Origin of the sequence: Bradyrhizobium diazoefficiens (genome assembly GCF_016612535.1) — a bacterium.
Taxonomy (GTDB): Bacteria; Pseudomonadota; Alphaproteobacteria; order Rhizobiales; family Xanthobacteraceae; genus Bradyrhizobium; species Bradyrhizobium diazoefficiens_C.
In genome coordinates this window covers 77,285-93,017 of the sequence record NZ_JAENXS010000007.1, presented here as the reverse complement: position 1 = coordinate 93,017, position 15,733 = coordinate 77,285, and the positions used below count along the sequence as shown (strand labels likewise).

Here is a 15,733-nt window from a genome sequence, read left to right as displayed (position 1 = left end):
GGAGCAAGGTGAAACGCTATCGGCCACATATCCTTGTCGTGATCGCGCTGGCGGTCGTGCTGTCCACGGGATGGGATGGTGCGCTTCGCCACGCACTCACCGATCTGCGCTTCGCCTGGCAATCGCGTTCCGCCACCGGCAACGTCGTCGTCGTGGCTATCGACGCCCCGTCGATTGATCAGATCGGAGTGTGGCCCTGGCCGCGTAGCCTGCACGCTGACCTCCTGCACAGGCTCGAGGCCGCCGGCGCGCAGGATGTGGCGTTCGACATCGATTTCAGTACGCCGTCGGATCCGGCTTCCGACGCGGCCTTCCTCAAGGCCCTTCGAGAGGTCGGCGGCTCGACCATCCTGCCGTCATTCAAGCAGCCGACGCCGAATGGCGGCGCGGCTCATATCAATCGTCCTCTGAAGCCCTTCAGCAACCAGTCGTGGCCGGCCGTCGTCAATGTCGCAGTCGAATCCGATGGTCTGGTCCGCCGCTACCCCGTCGGGGAGAAGCTCGGCGATGCGCAGGTGCAGTCGATGGCCGTTGTGCTGGCCGGGCAGAACGCCAATCGGCGGCCGCCCTTCCTGATCGACTTCAGCATTCAGGCGGCGTCCATCCCGAGCGTCTCCTATGTCGACGTGCTGCGGGGAAATACTGCGGCGCTCGACAAACTGAGAGACAAGAAGGTCATCGTCGGGGCTACGGCGCTCGAACTGGGCGATCGGTTCAGTGTTCCGAATGGCCGTATCGTTGCAGGGCCCGTCCTCCAGGCGTTGGCGGCAGAATCGGTCCTTCAGAACCGGATGCTGCGCTGGACGTCCAATGTCGGCATGATCGCCGGCCTCGGCGTGCTCTGCCTGCTGATGGTCTATTCATGGCGCCGTGTCGCACCTGGCGTCCGCGTCGCGATCCTGGTCGCAGCCGGAGCAGGCATCGAACTGACGGCGGTCCTCGTGCAGCAACGTTGGCCGGTGGTCATCGATACCTCGCTATTCCATATTGCGATTGTCGCCTATCTGACGGCGGTCGCGCTGGACGAGATCGATTTCCGCAGTCTCCTGGGGCGTATCGCTGAAAGCCGCTTTCACCGCATCGCGATGTCGCTCGGCGATGGTCTGGTCTGTACCGACGAAGATCATCGGATCACGGTCTGGAATCCCGGCGCCAGCGCGATCTTTGGCTACATGCCGACCGAGATGATCGGTCGCCCGTTTGAAACGCTTTGCGCGATTCCGGTGGAAGCCGGCGCAAAGACCTTCGCCATCCGCGATGCTGCACGCCAGGCGCTGCTGGTCCCCGGCGGGGCCGTCGTCGTCGAGTTCGAGGGCCGGCGCAAGAACGGCGAGACATTTCCGGTCGAGGCGAGCTTCTCGGGCTGGCAGGGCACCGACGGCTTCCAATATGGCGCAATCCTGCGCGATATTTCGGTACGAAAGCGCGAGGCCGAACGCATCAGATATCTCGCCGAGCATGATGCGCTGACCGGTCTTGCTAACCGCAACACGCTGCATGCGGGTCTCGTCAGTCTGATCACCGCTGCAGAGCGGCGGTCCTCTGAGGTCGCGCTGCTCGTGCTGGGACTCGATGGCTTTCAGCAAATCAACGACATGCTCGGACATTCGGCCGGCGACCTCGTGCTGCGGGCGGTCGCTGGGCGCCTGCGGACCGAGACCGATGGCAAGGCGGTTGTCGCCCGGCTCAGCGGCGACGAGTTCGCGATTGCAGCTGACTGCGCTGAAGCAGGCGAGACGATTGCCGCGTTCGCAGAGCGTATCGCGCGCGGGTTCGAAGCGCCGCTGGTGACGGGCACGCGCCAGCACCGCGTCAGGATCAGCATCGGCGTCGCTATCTATCCGGAAGGTGGACAGAGCGCGGACGATCTCCTGAGCAACGGCCATCTTGCGTTGAGCCGCGCCAAGGCGACGCGGCGTGGCAGCCACGTGATTTTCGAGAGCGCGATCCGGCAGGAGCTGGAGAACCGGTTGACGCTGGAGATCGAACTGGCGCTTGCGGCCGATCGCGGCGAATTCGAGCTGTTCTATCAGCCCCAGGTCCGCCTGGTCGAAGGCAGCCTGGTCGGCGCCGAAGCGCTGATTCGCTGGCGGCACCCGGTCCGCGGCTATGTGTCGCCTGGAGAGTTCATGCCGGTGGTGAACACCTCGGCGCTGTCCGAGCGGATCGCGAGCTGGGTGATGGAGACCGCCTGCCGGCAGGCGCGCGCATGGGAACAGTCTGGTAACAGCGTGCGGGTCGCGATCAATCTGTCGCCGTCACAGCTCCACTCCGGCGATCTCGCTCATTCGGTGGCGGTGCTGCTCGCCGAGACCGGGCTTTCGCCGTCGCTGCTCGAGATCGAAGTCACCGAGGATATCCTGCTGCACGATGAGAGCCGGGTGCTCGACATCTTCAAGCGGATACAGCAGCTCGGCGTTCGCGTCCTGTTCGACGATTTCGGAACAGGCTATGCGAGCCTGAGCTATTTGAAGAAGTTTCCGCTCGACGGACTCAAGATTGACCGCTCGTTCGTGCTCGATCTGCTCGCGGATTCCGACGACGCTGCCATTGTCGGCTCGACCATCGGCCTCAGCAAGCAGCTTGGCCTGACAGTTGTCGCTGAAGGGATCGAGAATCGCGCCACCGCCGACTTCCTGGTCAGCATGGGCTGCGAGGAAGGGCAAGGCTATTTCTTCGGCCGCCCGATGCCTGCCGACGCGTTCGAGAAACAATTTTTGGCGGCTGAACTCGAAGCTGTCAGCGCGGCCTGAACGCGCTCGCTTTGGTGTTAGCGCCGGCGCGCAACCGCCACGCCAAAGAGAAAAGCGACGAACAGACTGGCCAAGGGAGCCTCGCGCGTAATCGCCGCGACTGTCGAGAGCGGCCGTCCCGGCTTTCGCGCTTCGTTGATCGCGTAGGTGAGGCGATCGACGGCGGCACGCAGACCTCCGGCGACCTCGCCGATGGTGTGGGACACGTCGGTCGCTGCATCGATGGCGCGCTCGGCCATGCCGGGCTGAGGATTGGGCTGCGGTATGTCCGTGCTCAAGCTCGCGACCTCCGATTTGACAAAGAAACAGAGGCCGGCACCTTTGGCTATCCGCGCGTGCGCTCGTTTGGAACAGCGGGTCGAATGACCTTTGGCTATCCGCGACAGGCGCCGTTTTGAACGGCGGGTACCGGCCTTGCAGAGAAAATGCGGCGTGATGGAATTTGTTCCGGGGCACGCGGGCCCTTTGGCCACGAATCCCCGTGAAACGACGGATGCGAATCTCTGTTACGCTGGCACAGCCTTGCTGACCTCAGGAGATTGCCGTGACCGATCGAACCATCGCGGATCGAGCCCGGCGCATCGCGCTGTTGGGCGCGCCGATCGACATGGGCGCTTCGCAGCGCGGCACCTTGATGGGGCCCGCGGCGCTGCGGACCGCCGGGCTTGCAACACTGCTCGAAAGCCTGGATTTCGACGTGGTCGATTACGGCGATCTATCCGTGACCGAGGTCAGGGACCTCGCCGACGGGCCGCCGGAGAAGGCCAATCACTACCGCGAAATCCAGCGCTGGACGCGCGTGCTCAGCCGTCGCGGCTATGAGATCGCGCAAACGGGTGCCCTGCCGATCTTCCTCGGCGGCGATCACACGCTGTCGATGGGGTCGGTCAATGCGATGGCGCGGCATTGGCAGGAGCGCGGACGGGAGCTGTTCGTGCTCTGGCTCGATGCCCATGCCGACTACAACACGCCGGAGACGACGATCACAGCCAATATGCACGGCATGTCGGCGGCGTTCCTGTGCGGCGAGGCGGGCCTCGATGGTCTCCTGGGCGACGATCCGCGCGCCTCGATTGATCCAGACAAGCTCGACCTGTTCGGCGCGCGTTCGATCGACAGGCTCGAAAAGGAGCTGATGCGCGCACGCCGGATCAGGGTTGTCGACATGCGCCAGATCGACGAGTTCGGCGTCGCCGTGCTGATCCGCCGCGTCATCAAGCGCGTCAAGGCGAGCAACGGCGTCCTGCATGTCAGCTTCGACGTCGATTTTCTCGATCCTTGCGTCGCGCCGGGCGTCGGCACCACGGTGCCGGGCGGCGCGACCTATCGCGAGGCGCATCTGATCATGGAGCTGCTGCACGATTCCGGCGTTGTCGGATCCGTCGACATCGTCGAGCTCAATCCGTTCCTCGATGAGCGTGGCCGCACTGCACGCACCGCGGTTGAGCTGATTGGCAGCCTGTTCGGCCAACAGATCACCGATCGGCAGACGCCCAGCAATGCGATCGCGCCGGGTGAGTGACAGGCGAGCCGTTTGTGCGCTGCAAAGCATGGAACTGCTGTCGGCCCCGGTGGATTTAGATCGGCTCTGATCGAAATTGCCTGCTTTTGAAATGCAAGCGAATTGCAAATGCGCTCCGCGGAAGGTTTCATAGGGGCCGAGCTTTAGCCGAGGGGCCGCCATGAGCCGTACGATCGACATCCGCGACAAATCCGCGAGGACCACACGCCGCCGCTTCTTGCAAGGGGGCGGCGCCGTGGCAGGCAGTGTTGTCGTCGGCGCCGGTGCACCGGCCGCCGCGGAGACGGAAAATCTTCCACCGAACATTCCCAATTGGATGAAGGCGCCGGGTGATCCGATGGGAAGCCAACCCTACGGCACGCCGTCGCCGTTCGAGAAGGGCGTCGTCAAGAACATCTCGAAGAATCTCAAGCAGTACATTTCCGCCTCCGGCCGGACGCCGTTGCAGGAGCTCGACGGCATCATTACGCCGAACGGCTTGTTCTACGAGCGACATCATGGCGGTGTTCCGACAATCGACCCGGAGCAACACCGACTGATGCTCCACGGCCTCGTCGAGCATCCGTTGATCTTCACCATGGACGATCTGCGGCGCTTCCCGTCGGAGTCGCGCATCCATTTTCTCGAATGCTCGGGAAATCCCGGTTACACCAAGCCCTATGGCAAGACGGCCTCGGATCTCGTCGGTCTTCTGAGCTGCGCCGAATGGACGGGCGTCAGCCTGAAGCTGGTGCTCCAGGAGGCCGGACTGAAGCCGGAGGCCAAATGGGTGATCGCTGAAGGCGCCGACGCTGCCGCGCTGACCCGAAGCATTCCGATCGAGAAATGCCTCGAGGACGCCATGCTCGTCTACAGCCAGAACGGCGAGCGGCTTCGCCCGCAGCAGGGCTATCCGTTGCGGCTGCTGCTGCCGGGTTTCGAGGGCAATATGAATGTGAAGTGGTTGCGGCGCCTGCACGTGACGGCGGAGCCCGCTTACTCGCGCGAGGAGACCTCGAAATACACCGACCTCCTGCCGGACGGCACGGCGCGCGAGTTCTCCTTTTACATGGAGGCAAAGTCGATCATCACGCGTCCCTCAGGGGGCCAGCGCCTCGACGTACCCGGCTTCCACGAAATCACCGGCATCGCCTGGAGTGGCCACGGCAAGATCAAGCGTGTCGAAGTCTCCATCGATGACGGCAAGAACTGGCAGGAGGCACGGCTGCAGGAGCCGGTGCTGACACGTGCCCTCACGCGCTTCCGTTTGCCCTGGCAATGGGACGGCAAGCCGGCGGTGATCCAGAGCCGTGCGATCGACGAGACCGGCTATGTGCAGCCGACGCTCGCCGAGCTGCTCGCGGTGCGCGGCGAGAATTTTTTCTACCACAACAACGCGATCTGGCCCTGGCGCATCGCGGCTGACGGCGAGGTGACCAATGCGCTGGCGTGAGATCTGCGTCATTGCCTGCGCGATCGTGCTGTGCGCCTTCGCGACCGGCGCGCAAGCACAGGGCGCTTACGCCATTGGTCGGACGGCGACAGCTGCCGAGATCGCGGGCTGGAATATCGATGTCGGGCGCGATGGCAGCAATCTGCCTGCGGGAAGCGGATCAGTCAGTCATGGACGCGAGGTGTTCGCCCAGCAATGTGCGTCATGCCATGGCGACAAGGGCGAGGGCGGTGTCGGCGATCGTCTCGTCGGCGGTCAAGAAACGATCAGCACAGCGAAGCCGATACGCACTGTCGGCAGCTATTGGCCCTATGCGCCAACGTTGTTCGACTATGTCCGTCGCGCCATGCCGCAGAACGCGCCGCAGTCGCTGAGCAATGACGACGTATACGCGGTGTCGGCCTACATCCTGAACTTGAATGGACTGGTCGGAGCGGATGCGACGCTCGATGCCAAATCGCTCGCGGCGATCAAAATGCCGAACCGTGACAAGTTCGTCGGCGATGCTCGACCCGACGTAAAGTGAAGACCGCGAAATGGTCGAGTTCCCTGCATTGGCTCGGAACTTGCTTAAGTCGGGTGCGGAACTCGCGGGCCGCATTTGCATTAACCAGCGAGAGGAAAAATTGTGGGGTCTTTGGATGACAACTGGCCGCTTCGCAAACTCCATGTCCTCAGCACTTCGCCATCCCGGTGTGATCGCGTTGATTGTCGCCGGCGTGACGATTGCTGCGATGTTGATCGTCGATCACGGGCCGTGGAACCGCGCCAAAACGCAGCCGGCTCATGTCGCGATGTATGCAACGACGGGCGAGGCTGCCCATGCAGCAGGCGCCAAGGTACTTCCGACCGAACCAAAATCTCCGGTGGAGCCGGAGAGGCCGGGGCCAAAGATCTCCCCAACCATCAATCCGGTGACGCCGTAAGCGTCAGCTTTTGCGGCGGTAGTTGAGAAGGCCGCCCATGATGCGCAGTTCGGCGGCGCTGTCGTCGCTTTAGCCGATCGCGGACGAGCCGAGCAGGGCGAGCACGGCAAGCGCCATCAGCGCGGTGCCGAGCCATCCGAGTGCGACGAGCTGCGACCGGGCCCTGAAGCGCCCCATGATTGTCTGGTTCGAGACAATCATCATCATCACCATGATGGGGACGGCGACGATGCCGTTGAGCACGGCGCTCCACACCAGCATGTGGATCGCACTGATGCCGGTGAAGCCAAGTCCAAAGCCGATGATGGTTGCGGCGGCGATGATGGTGTAGAAGCCGACCGCCTTCTCCGGCCGTGCCTCCAACGTGGCCCGCCAGCCGAAGATCTCCGCGACGCCGTAAGCCGCCGAGCCCGCCAGCACCGGGATCGCCAGCAGGCCCGTGCCGATGATGCCGAGTGCGAACAGCGCGAAGGTGAAGTCGCCGGCGAGCGGCCGCAGCGCCTCGGCCGCTTCCGTCGCCGAATTGATGTTGGTGACGCCGTTGGCGTTCAGCACCGAGGCCGTGGTCAGGATGATGAAGAAGGCGATGCCGTTCGACAGCAGCATGCCGACGGTGGTGTCGGCCCTGATGCGCGCGATCTCGGGATCGCCGCCCTGTCGCGTCTCTTCGCGCAGCGGTCTGTCGCGCTTGCCCTGGTTCATCTCCTCGACCTCCTGTGAGGCCTGCCAGAAGAAGAGATAGGGACTGATGGTGGTGCCGAGCACGGCAACCACCATCATGAAATAATCGGCGTTGACGGTCGCCTTCGGCCACACGGTGGCGAGCAGCGCCGTGCTCCACGGGATCTTCACGGTGAAGGCGGTCGCGACATAGGCGAACAGCGAGAGCGTCATGAATTTCAGCACCGGCGCGTAGCGGCGATAGGGCAGGAAGACCTGGAGGATGGTCGAGCCGGCCGCGAAGATCAGCGCATGCTCGTGGTCGAGCCCGCCGATGACGAGCGAGAGCGCCTCGGCCATCGCCGCGATGTCGGCGGCGATGTTGAAGGTGTTGGCGGCCACGAGCAGCCCCACGAGCCCCAGCACCATCCAGCGCGGCGCGACCTCCATCACGTTGGCAGCCAGCCCCTTGCCGGTGACCCGGCCGATCTGCGCGCTCACGAGCTGAATCGCGATCATGAATGGTGTGGTCAGGAACACCGTCCAGAGCAGTCCATAGCCGAATTGCGCGCCAGCCTGCGAATAGGTGGCAATGCCCGACGGATCGTCGTCGGCCGCGCCCGTGATCAGGCCGGGTCCGAGCCGCTGCAGCAGCATCGAGCCGGATTTCGTCGGCGCGACGGAGCTGTCGTGCTTGGAGGGCCGGTGTTTCGATCGGTTCGACAGGGCACACCTTCCGGAATTGCGAATTCAAGGCCTAAGCCCGATCATAGCCGGAAAGTTCCACGGCCGGCCAGTGAGGCGCGACGTGTCGAGCGCGAGGCCCTTGCGACAAGCACGTTGAGATTGTAGGGAGCATCATGAGCCATGGCCTGACGCCCACCAAGGTCGACCTGCTCGCGGCGGATCAGCCGCCGCGCTGACGCGCGACGGGTATCTCCTGCTCCGCGGTGCTGTCCCTGCGGTCTGGTGCGATGCGCTGCGGGCCGCCTTCGATGCGGGCGCGGGGACCGGTGACCAATGGTCGGCGCCCTGCGGTGCTGGCTTGCGCCATGCGCTGGTCGATCTGGACCCAATCGTGCAGCGGACTTGTCGCCTGCCGCCGCTTCTGGCGGCGGCAGCGCACATGCTGGCCGGTCCGTTCCTTCTCGCCCAGGTCGAGGGCCGCGAGCCGCTCAAGGACGGCGGCCATCGACCCCTGCACCGCGATGGTCTAGGGAGCAACGCCGCCGCTGCTATGGTCTTTCTCGACGCTTACGGACCGGACAACGGCGCGACGCGCCTCGTTCCGCGCCATCTCGACGAGGGCCTTGTCGACCCGGACCTTGTCGGGTGGCATAGGTCACGAAGCCGGCCTCCTCATTTGAGACGGCCACGCTCGATCAGGTTGGCGCCAGCCAATTTGTCGGCCAGGAATTCGTGGAGATCGCCGACTTGCTGGCGCATGTCGTCTTCGGAGATGCCTTGGCCCTTTGCGCTCTCGACCAGTCGCCGTACCAGCTCGGCGACATCCTGCGATGCGCCTTGCGTGCCGAACTGCTCCGCAGCGTGTATGCTGTTTTCAACCCAGAAATCGATATAGTCCCGCACGTCGGACGGCATGATTGACCCCGCACCCCCGGGTCCAGCATAGCCGAAATATCGCACCTGCGAACCCTGTCTTCTTTGGCGCCGCCAATTGGAATGTCACGGTCTGCTCGCCGGGGCGGCGAACAACCCATGATCTGATCCAGGATGATCTGATCCAGGATGGTCCGATTTGGGATGGCCGGGCTTGGGAACGGCGGGCCGATGCACGGCGTTTCTCGCTTCAGCAAACGAGGAATGGTCCGATGGACAATCTGATGAAGCGCGAGCACCCCGACCGCAGCAAGATCAACATGCACGAGGCTTACGAGGTCAAATACTGGACCCACGCGCTCGGCATCTCTCGGGAAAAGCTGCAACAGGTTGTCGACAAGGTCGGCAATTCGGCCGCCGCCGTCCGCAAGGAGCTGGCGGCGCAACTGTGACGGGACGCGGTCCCTCTGCGAAGCCCGGCACAAGGCCCGCGCGCGCTTCGAAGAAGAGACTTCCAAACAACGGACCAAACAACAGACTTTCAGACAACAGACTTGCAACGACAGGAGGCATTGATGGGTCTGGAAGCAGTCTTCTTCATCGGTGCGCTGATCCTGCTCACGGCGCTGATCTACGGCGTGCTGCGCAACCGTGCCCGCGGCCGAACCGAGCGGCATGTTGCCGACAGCATCGTGCGCGAGCGATACAAGAACAACGAGACGTGAATCGTCCGGCGTTCGAATGAAGGTTCAGGTGCCGAATTTTTCAGCTTGTCGTCATCGCCGGTGGGAACGAGCAAGCCGCCGGACAGTTTTCCCGACAGGAGGAACCTATGAAAACAGCAGCATGGACTTTGGCGATTTTGTTGGCGATGCCGGCAGGCTATGCCTCGGCTCACGGCACGAGGCATCATCATCACGGCTGGCACAATTCCCTCAACATGATGCACGGCCCGGGCCGCACCGCGGCGCGCACCGACCCGAACGGCACGGCGGGTGGGCCGACCAGCGTCAGCGGCACCGGCCCGTCGAAGTTTGGCGGGCAGATTCCGGGAGCGAGCGGAGCGGCACGCCAGTAGGCTTTGAGCCTGCAACCCATTGGATGCATGCCCGGCGTCCGGAATGGACGGCGGGCATCCGGCGTCTTACTTGATGCTGACGAACATGCCCCAGGCAGCGGCGAGTGCCGCGCCGGTGAAGACGATCGTCGGGCTGTCGCAGAACGTGCCGCCATAGCTGCACACGTCCGACCCGAACTGGCCGAGCTCGTGATGGCTCGCGGAGTAGAACAGTCCTGAAAGTCCCAGCAATGCGGCGGCGACGTAGTACATCGCGCATGTCTCCTCAAGACGCGTGTGCCAGCATGGCGCGAACAGATTTCATTCCGCCGAATCCGCTTCGTTGCATTCGAATAAAGTTTGAGCCGTCGAACCTGCGCGCAATTGAACCTGCATCCGGTCCAGCCACACCAAATCAGGCAGGGAAATTGCCCTGCCTGCCGTGATCTTGCCGATGGGATAGCCGATATGGATAGCCGATGCGGCCCGGTCATTGCATCCCGACCCGGTGAACGGATTTTTGCATGAACCCCGCGCTTGATCTCCTCTATCGCCTCGCTGCGCTTGCGGTGTGCATCTACTGCGCCCGCAAGGCGTGGCTCGGCTTCGTCGAGGGAAAGATCATGTTCGTCAGCGATGACTGGCTGGACTGGTCGAGATGGTCGCGGCAGGTGTTTGACCGGGACACCATGCCGATCCGGTACTGGATGCAGATGGGCGGCACGGCCTTCGGGGCGGCTCTATGCCTCGTCGGTGCGATCATCGGGTGGCAGCCGAACAGCTGAGCATCCGCATCGCGAGGCAGGCGCGCCGCGCGCGGTGGTCTCGCCAGGTGCGGCCTGCACTGACGACGAAACAGGTTTGAAACAATCCTGAAACCAGATCGTCCTGAACGCCTTCGCCGTTGGGCCCGACCAAGGGAGCGAAAAGGAGACAATCATGATCCAGGTCGGCTCAAAGGAAGAAGTCGCGTTGCTGCTGGCGCTGTTCGGGACGCATGCCCAGCCGGTCAGGAGGCCCCAGCCGAAGTCGCAGCAAGGCTGAGTGCGAACCCATGCCGGGCTTGGCCGATTGCCTGAGCTTTCTGCGCTTGCTGATTGCCAGGGGAGATCCGAGAGGAGTCCCGCTGGCGACGAGCGCCATCGACGACTATCCGGCGATGGCGCCGGTCAGCGTGCGCAGCCGCGGCCTGCGCGTGCTCCAGCAGGACGCACTGGAGCTGCATGTCAGTTCGGTTGGCGTGCAGCGCTCCTTCGCCGAGACGATCGACGCCTATATCGAGCGGAAGCTCAGGGAGGAATGAGGGCGGCGAATCTGCCGCTCCCGTCCTCCCCGATGAATTGGCATCCCTCTTGCTGCACGACGTCTTAATCCCGGCCCGGCCCATCGGGCCGTTTCAGATTGAGGCGATCACATGCAGTCTATGTCCCGTTTCGAACCGACCGCGTCCTTGCAATTCCACGCTCTGATCTCCGACCTGGAATGGCGGGTCCAGATGCTCGAGGCCGACATTGCCGAGGAGGAGCGCAATGCCGGAAACGCCGACCCCGGCAGTCCCACCTATTCGATGCTGGCCCTGAATTTGCGGGCACGCAGGGACAATTTGCGGGCCTCGATCGCCATGCTGGAGAGACAGGGCGAGCGCGCGGCGGAGTTGTCGCGGGCGGCATAGCTGTGGGTCGTCCTTCAAACGGTACGAGCGGCAACACGGGCTGCATACCCCGCGCGTGGTCCACTCACGGGGGCCTAGTCGTCTCGCGATAGATCGTCGGGCTTTGTGGGAATGTCGATGCTCCCGCCATCGCCGTGCACGAGATCGCGATCCTTGTTGTCGGTCTTGTCCGCGTCCTCGATGATCGCTTGCTGCGTGTCACGCGCGCTGTCCGTGCGTGGCTCCGGTCCTGGCATATTTCGTGAGGTCTTGGGTGTCATGTCTTGTCGCCCTGGCGGATTCTCCTGTTCAGTCAACGCTCGCTCTGTCCAATCGTTCGTTTGACACGTCGGGTAAAACACTGGCAGAATGGCATCATCGGAAAATCGAAAAAGCCAGGTCGACCCCGCGCGGAGGCAATCCGCCGCGGGCTTTTTATTGTCGGACACCCGGTCTCCCACCCCGGAGAAATAGTCTGCGGTTTCGGATTTTGTACCGTCAGGAGACTCCCATACTGGCAGACGCCCGACGAGGTGTTGCGAAAGTGGGGCCACGGGTGCGTGACGGAGGCGGCATGCCCCAGCGCATCATCATCATCATCATCACCATCACCATCTCGCGTTCGCCGTTGGCTGCGTCTCGGATGACCGGCGCGGGACAATCCGGAGGGACGCGTTAGGAACCTTCGGTTTCAAACTGGATTTAGTCTCTTGCCGGCATACCGCCGATTGGCCGGCTGAAATGGCGGCTCTGGCGCACCGAGCCCCCTGTCACGCGCCGGAGCCGCTTCGGTTTATCATCAGAAAGAAGTTGACGCGTCGGGCAAAACACTGGCAGAGTGGCATCATCGAAACAGTTTGGTTCGGCCCGCGCGGAGCAATCCGCCGCGGGCTTTTGTTTTGTCCAAGCGCCCTGATGTCGCTTGATGGGCCTTCAGCAGACACAAGACTGTCGTGAATTCTAATTCTCTGGATGCGAGGCTCTCGACCGGCTTAAATAGCCCCCTTGGGCTAGGGGTATCAAATGAAACGACGCACCTTTATCGGCCTCGTTGGCGGCGCGGCAGCGTGGCCGCTTATCGTCAGCGCGCAGCAGGTCGAACGCATCAGGCGTGTCGGCATATTGATGAGTACGGCCGAAACCGATCCGTTGGAGATTTCCAGCGTCAACGCCTTCAAAGCCGAGCTGGAAAAACTTGGATGGGTCCAAGGAAAAAATATCGACGTGACCGTGCGATGGGGCGCGGCCGACAGCCAGCGGATGACTGCCAACGCCAAGGAAGTGGTGGCGTCCGGGACCGACGTTATCCTGGCCAAGGGCGCGACCGTTCCTTCGGCCCGACAGGCAACGACCTCGATACCCATTGTCTTTGTCAGCCTTCCCGATCCGATCGTTCAGCCTCTCGTCGGGAGCTTTTCGCATCCGGTTGGCAACGTCACGGGCTTCACCACTTACGAGAACGGGCTTGTCGGCAAGCGGCTCAGTCTGCTGAAAGACCTGTCCCCGCGAATCAGCCGCGTGTTGTATTTGCGAAGCCGGCAAAGCGGAGTCGCGACGCAGCCGCTGCTGGAACGCTTGCTTGAAGATGCGCGGTCGGCCGGCTTGGATGTGACCGATGCACCTGCCCAGGACGCCGGAGAGATCGACAATGCGATACAGGGATTCGCCGCCGGTCCGGACGGAGGCTTGCTGGTGGCGTTTGACGGCTTCATGCTGATTCATCGCCGGCCTATTGTGGAAATGGCTGCGCGTTATCGACTGCCTGCCGTCTATCCGTCACGCAACTTTGCCGGAAACGAAGGATTATGCAGTTACGGCTTCGATCAGGACCAGCAATTCCGCGAGGCAGCGTCTTACGTTTCTCGATTATTATCGGGCTCGAAGTCATTCGACTTGCCGGTTCAAACACCAACAAAATTTGAATTACTGCTCAATCTCAAAACGGCAAAAGCGCTCGATCTCCCGATCTCGCCGAGTTTGCTTGCCTCGGCGGACGTTGTTATCGAATAAGGATCAGCATTTCTGCTTCCGACCCACGGTGGATGCTTGGCGACATCGACAACAGGCCGCCAAGTGATTACGCTTACCGTCCTTGGAAGCACGCACAGGGATGGCTATCATGTCTGCATATTTTATTGTTCAAGCCACAATTGCCGACGAACCTCAATATCAGAAGTACCGCGAGGCGGTCGTTCCGTTCATTGCCAAGTTTGGAGGCAAAATCGCCGCTCGAGGTGCAAAGGTCGAAATCTTCGAAGGCGATCACGACACCCGGCCGGTGGTCATGTTTGAGTTTCCCACTATGGAGGCCATTCATGCCTTCTGGAATTCTCCGGACTATGTACCGATCAAGAAGCTGCGCGAGGGTGTCGCCACCATAAATGTCTGGGCGTTTCCTGGCGTCTGAAAATTGCTCGGCGTTTGACACGTCGGGCAAAACACTGGCAGAATGGCATCATCGGAAAATCGGAAGAGTGAGATCGAGCCCGCGCGGGAGGCATCCGCCGCGGGCTTTGCCGTCGCAGCGACCTCCGGCCGCGCGGCGGAGGAACCCTTCGCGCCCTTCGGATTTTAGTCCGTCAGGAGGATACAATGCTGACGGATGCCCAGATCGCCACACTCTGCGACATCGGCCAGTCCATCGCCTTCAGCGATGACAGGCACGGCGAACTGTTCGAGCTCATCGCGGACGGCTACGTGGAGAGGGATGGCGACCTCTTCAAGCTGACCGCCAAGGGAGAAGCGGTCGTGGTCGACCGTGGGGCCGGGCTGAACGAGGCGTGATTTCGGTTTAACCGCAATAAGATTTGACACGTCGGGCAAAACACTGGCAGAGTGGCATCATCGAGATGAGTTGGCCGGCCCGCGCCGAATGATCCAGTTGGCGTGAAGCGCTCGTTCCCTAAGACAGTTGGTGCTCGTATCGAGCGGAAGCTGAGGGAGAAGTAGGGGCGTATGACATCAATGAAAAACAATGAGAGCCATTGACGATGTTCTTGTTTTGTTCTAAGGCTGTTACAGCCTTTCCACTTGTCAGTTTTGAGAGCAAATCCACAGGCTAGCCCTGCGAGAGGAGTGCCCTCTTGGATACTTCGCTGAAGTTGTGTCATCCTATGGACACAACACACAGGCGGGGGAGCTAAGTGGATAGACGAATTACTTTTAGATTTTATCGTGTTCTTAGAGCGCCGGGTGGTCGGCTCAATTTCAGCGGTATCCTTTCACAGATCGGCGATATTCCTCGACCAGCCGACCGTGAACGCCAACTCGGCGAGGACTATTACGTAAGAGCTGAGATCGTAGAGAGTGCTCGTGGCTCGATTCACGGCGAGTTTACGCGCATACAGAAAACGAACTATCCGTCCGAGGTAAGTGAAACGGGTCGACGACCCCTCCGGATCAGAAACCCGTTAGGACACGGGATAGTGTTTCGGTACCTACCGGGCAATGACCATCTTGGTTTGCAGTACGATCCGCGCGTCATTTCGCCCGGACGGATCGCTGAGTACTTAGGCCAAATGGTTGACGGGGCCAGGTTCGAATTTCAGCCTATCGTGCGCGAGGACATGTGGGAGAAATTCAACCAAGGAATCGTTCGAAAGATCTCGATCAGTGTAGCAGGCCCCACGCAACTTAATCAGATGGATCGCGGCGGCGCGCAATCAATCGTCAGATCATTTCGTGACATGGGCGAAGCTTATGAGGCGCCGAGCATCACAATCGATCTTTCTATGGGGCATCATTCAGGTGGCCTCTCTGAAAGGATTAAGGCCATGGTCCGCCACTTCAGAGCTCAAGCCGTACAAGATCAAGTCGAAATTTCGAGCATGAAAGCGAGAGTTAGGCAAGAAGGCGAGAAGACGGAGGACCTAGACCTTTTGGAAGATATTCTCTCAGTAAGGGAGAGGCTCGAGCTTAGTGTCAATGATCCGGAGGCCAACTATCGAGTGAAGCTCAGTGCCTTGAGAGACCAAATGCATGCGTGGCTCTAGCAAATCTTTCGGCTGGATGGTTGAAGCCTTCGGGCCGATCTGTTGCGCCTTTATAGCTCTTGCCTTGCTGTGGTCGCTCCGCTCGTCAATCATTCCGCTTATGGCTGCGGATCGAATCTCGGCAAGTAATCTATTTTCCGCGGTATTTGGGTGGGCCTCCATTCAAACCGGTTGCGTATT

At 61.7% G+C, this 15,733-nt stretch carries 21 protein-coding genes; 15 read left to right on the top strand and 6 right to left on the bottom strand.

The genetic code is table 11. The annotated features are described in order from the left end of the window. Positions 1 to 8: 8 nt before the first annotated feature. The gene (locus JJE66_RS37130; protein WP_200520747.1) at positions 9 to 2,753 is read left to right on the top strand and encodes an EAL domain-containing protein; all 2,745 of its coding nucleotides are present in this window, start codon (positions 9 to 11) and stop codon (positions 2,751 to 2,753) included. A 17-nt stretch (positions 2,754 to 2,770) separates the two neighbouring features. Here the strand turns inward: JJE66_RS37130 and JJE66_RS37125 are convergent, their stop codons facing one another. Continuing rightward, positions 2,771 to 3,031, bottom strand: a complete 261-nt coding sequence (locus JJE66_RS37125; RefSeq protein WP_200520746.1) for a hypothetical protein — start codon at positions 3,029 to 3,031, stop codon at positions 2,771 to 2,773. A gap of 266 nt (positions 3,032 to 3,297) precedes the next feature. Here JJE66_RS37125 and rocF point away from each other — a divergent pair, with 266 nt between their 5' ends. From rocF to JJE66_RS37105, 4 genes are all read left to right on the top strand, one after another. Continuing rightward, positions 3,298 to 4,275 carry an arginase gene (rocF, locus tag JJE66_RS37120; RefSeq protein WP_200520745.1) on the top strand — a complete coding sequence of 326 codons (978 nt, stop codon included), beginning with the start codon at positions 3,298 to 3,300 and terminating at the stop codon, positions 4,273 to 4,275. A 160-nt stretch (positions 4,276 to 4,435) separates the two neighbouring features. After that, the gene (gene soxC, locus JJE66_RS37115) at positions 4,436 to 5,707 is read left to right on the top strand and encodes a sulfite dehydrogenase (RefSeq protein ID WP_200520744.1); all 1,272 of its coding nucleotides are present in this window, start codon (positions 4,436 to 4,438) and stop codon (positions 5,705 to 5,707) included. Then, positions 5,694 to 6,233, top strand: coding sequence for a c-type cytochrome (locus JJE66_RS37110; protein WP_200520743.1), 540 nt, complete (start codon positions 5,694 to 5,696; stop codon positions 6,231 to 6,233). Before soxC ends, JJE66_RS37110 begins: the two co-directional genes overlap by 14 nt. 115 nt (positions 6,234 to 6,348) lie before the next feature. Next, positions 6,349 to 6,633, top strand: coding sequence for a hypothetical protein (locus JJE66_RS37105; RefSeq protein WP_200520791.1), 285 nt, complete (start codon positions 6,349 to 6,351; stop codon positions 6,631 to 6,633). 69 nt (positions 6,634 to 6,702) lie between these two features. On the opposite strand, the gene JJE66_RS37100 is transcribed toward JJE66_RS37105, so the two are convergent. The 3 genes from JJE66_RS37100 to JJE66_RS37090 form a co-directional block, all read right to left on the bottom strand. Then, on the bottom strand, positions 6,703 to 7,950 hold the full coding sequence (locus JJE66_RS37100) for an NRAMP family divalent metal transporter (protein WP_200520742.1): 1,248 nt from the start codon (positions 7,948 to 7,950) through the stop codon (positions 6,703 to 6,705). 250 nt (positions 7,951 to 8,200) lie between these two features. After that, the gene (locus JJE66_RS37095; RefSeq protein ID WP_200520741.1) at positions 8,201 to 8,485 is read right to left on the bottom strand and encodes a hypothetical protein; all 285 of its coding nucleotides are present in this window, start codon (positions 8,483 to 8,485) and stop codon (positions 8,201 to 8,203) included. A gap of 167 nt (positions 8,486 to 8,652) precedes the next feature. Continuing rightward, positions 8,653 to 8,895: a hypothetical protein gene (locus JJE66_RS37090; protein ID WP_200520740.1), complete on the bottom strand. Its 243-nt coding sequence runs from the start codon at positions 8,893 to 8,895 to the stop codon at positions 8,653 to 8,655. Between the two features lie 230 nt (positions 8,896 to 9,125). On the opposite strand from JJE66_RS37090, the gene JJE66_RS37085 reads away from it, so the two are divergent. From JJE66_RS37085 to JJE66_RS37075, 3 genes are all read left to right on the top strand, one after another. Beyond that, positions 9,126 to 9,305 carry a DUF3606 domain-containing protein gene (locus JJE66_RS37085; RefSeq protein ID WP_200520739.1) on the top strand — a complete coding sequence of 60 codons (180 nt, stop codon included), beginning with the start codon at positions 9,126 to 9,128 and terminating at the stop codon, positions 9,303 to 9,305. Positions 9,306 to 9,428: 123 nt separating this feature from the next. Then, positions 9,429 to 9,578 (top strand): hypothetical protein, encoded by a 150-nt coding sequence (locus tag JJE66_RS37080; protein WP_200520738.1) that lies wholly within the window; start codon positions 9,429 to 9,431, stop codon positions 9,576 to 9,578. Between the two features lie 107 nt (positions 9,579 to 9,685). Further along, positions 9,686 to 9,931 carry a hypothetical protein gene (locus JJE66_RS37075; RefSeq protein ID WP_200520737.1) on the top strand — a complete coding sequence of 82 codons (246 nt, stop codon included), beginning with the start codon at positions 9,686 to 9,688 and terminating at the stop codon, positions 9,929 to 9,931. 66 nt (positions 9,932 to 9,997) lie between these two features. Here JJE66_RS37075 and JJE66_RS37070 read toward each other — a convergent pair whose 3' ends face one another. Beyond that, positions 9,998 to 10,183, bottom strand: coding sequence for a hypothetical protein (locus tag JJE66_RS37070; protein WP_200520736.1), 186 nt, complete (start codon positions 10,181 to 10,183; stop codon positions 9,998 to 10,000). 251 nt (positions 10,184 to 10,434) lie between these two features. On the opposite strand from JJE66_RS37070, the gene JJE66_RS37065 reads away from it, so the two are divergent. From JJE66_RS37065 to JJE66_RS37055, 3 genes are all read left to right on the top strand, one after another. Then, positions 10,435 to 10,695: a hypothetical protein gene (locus JJE66_RS37065; protein WP_200520735.1), complete on the top strand. Its 261-nt coding sequence runs from the start codon at positions 10,435 to 10,437 to the stop codon at positions 10,693 to 10,695. Between the two features lie 269 nt (positions 10,696 to 10,964). After that, a complete protein-coding gene (locus JJE66_RS37060) occupies positions 10,965 to 11,213 on the top strand; it encodes a hypothetical protein (protein ID WP_200520734.1) in 249 nt (82 codons plus the stop codon). 111 nt (positions 11,214 to 11,324) lie between these two features. Beyond that, entirely contained in the window at positions 11,325 to 11,582 is a 258-nt protein-coding gene (locus JJE66_RS37055; RefSeq protein ID WP_200520733.1) for a hypothetical protein, read from the top strand. A gap of 74 nt (positions 11,583 to 11,656) precedes the next feature. Here JJE66_RS37055 and JJE66_RS37050 read toward each other — a convergent pair whose 3' ends face one another. Beyond that, positions 11,657 to 11,842 (bottom strand): hypothetical protein, encoded by a 186-nt coding sequence (locus JJE66_RS37050; protein ID WP_200520732.1) that lies wholly within the window; start codon positions 11,840 to 11,842, stop codon positions 11,657 to 11,659. Between the two features lie 742 nt (positions 11,843 to 12,584). Between JJE66_RS37050 and JJE66_RS37045 the strand changes: the two genes are divergently transcribed. From JJE66_RS37045 to JJE66_RS37030, 4 genes are all read left to right on the top strand, one after another. Continuing rightward, a complete protein-coding gene (locus JJE66_RS37045) occupies positions 12,585 to 13,571 on the top strand; it encodes an ABC transporter substrate-binding protein (RefSeq protein WP_200520731.1) in 987 nt (328 codons plus the stop codon). Positions 13,572 to 13,680: 109 nt separating this feature from the next. After that, on the top strand, positions 13,681 to 13,968 hold the full coding sequence (locus JJE66_RS37040) for a DUF1330 domain-containing protein (RefSeq protein WP_200520730.1): 288 nt from the start codon (positions 13,681 to 13,683) through the stop codon (positions 13,966 to 13,968). A 185-nt stretch (positions 13,969 to 14,153) separates the two neighbouring features. Beyond that, entirely contained in the window at positions 14,154 to 14,345 is a 192-nt protein-coding gene (locus JJE66_RS37035) for a hypothetical protein (protein WP_200520729.1), read from the top strand. A gap of 359 nt (positions 14,346 to 14,704) precedes the next feature. Continuing rightward, positions 14,705 to 15,553 carry a DUF6731 family protein gene (locus tag JJE66_RS37030; protein ID WP_200520728.1) on the top strand — a complete coding sequence of 283 codons (849 nt, stop codon included), beginning with the start codon at positions 14,705 to 14,707 and terminating at the stop codon, positions 15,551 to 15,553. Positions 15,554 to 15,733 lie beyond the last annotated feature (180 nt).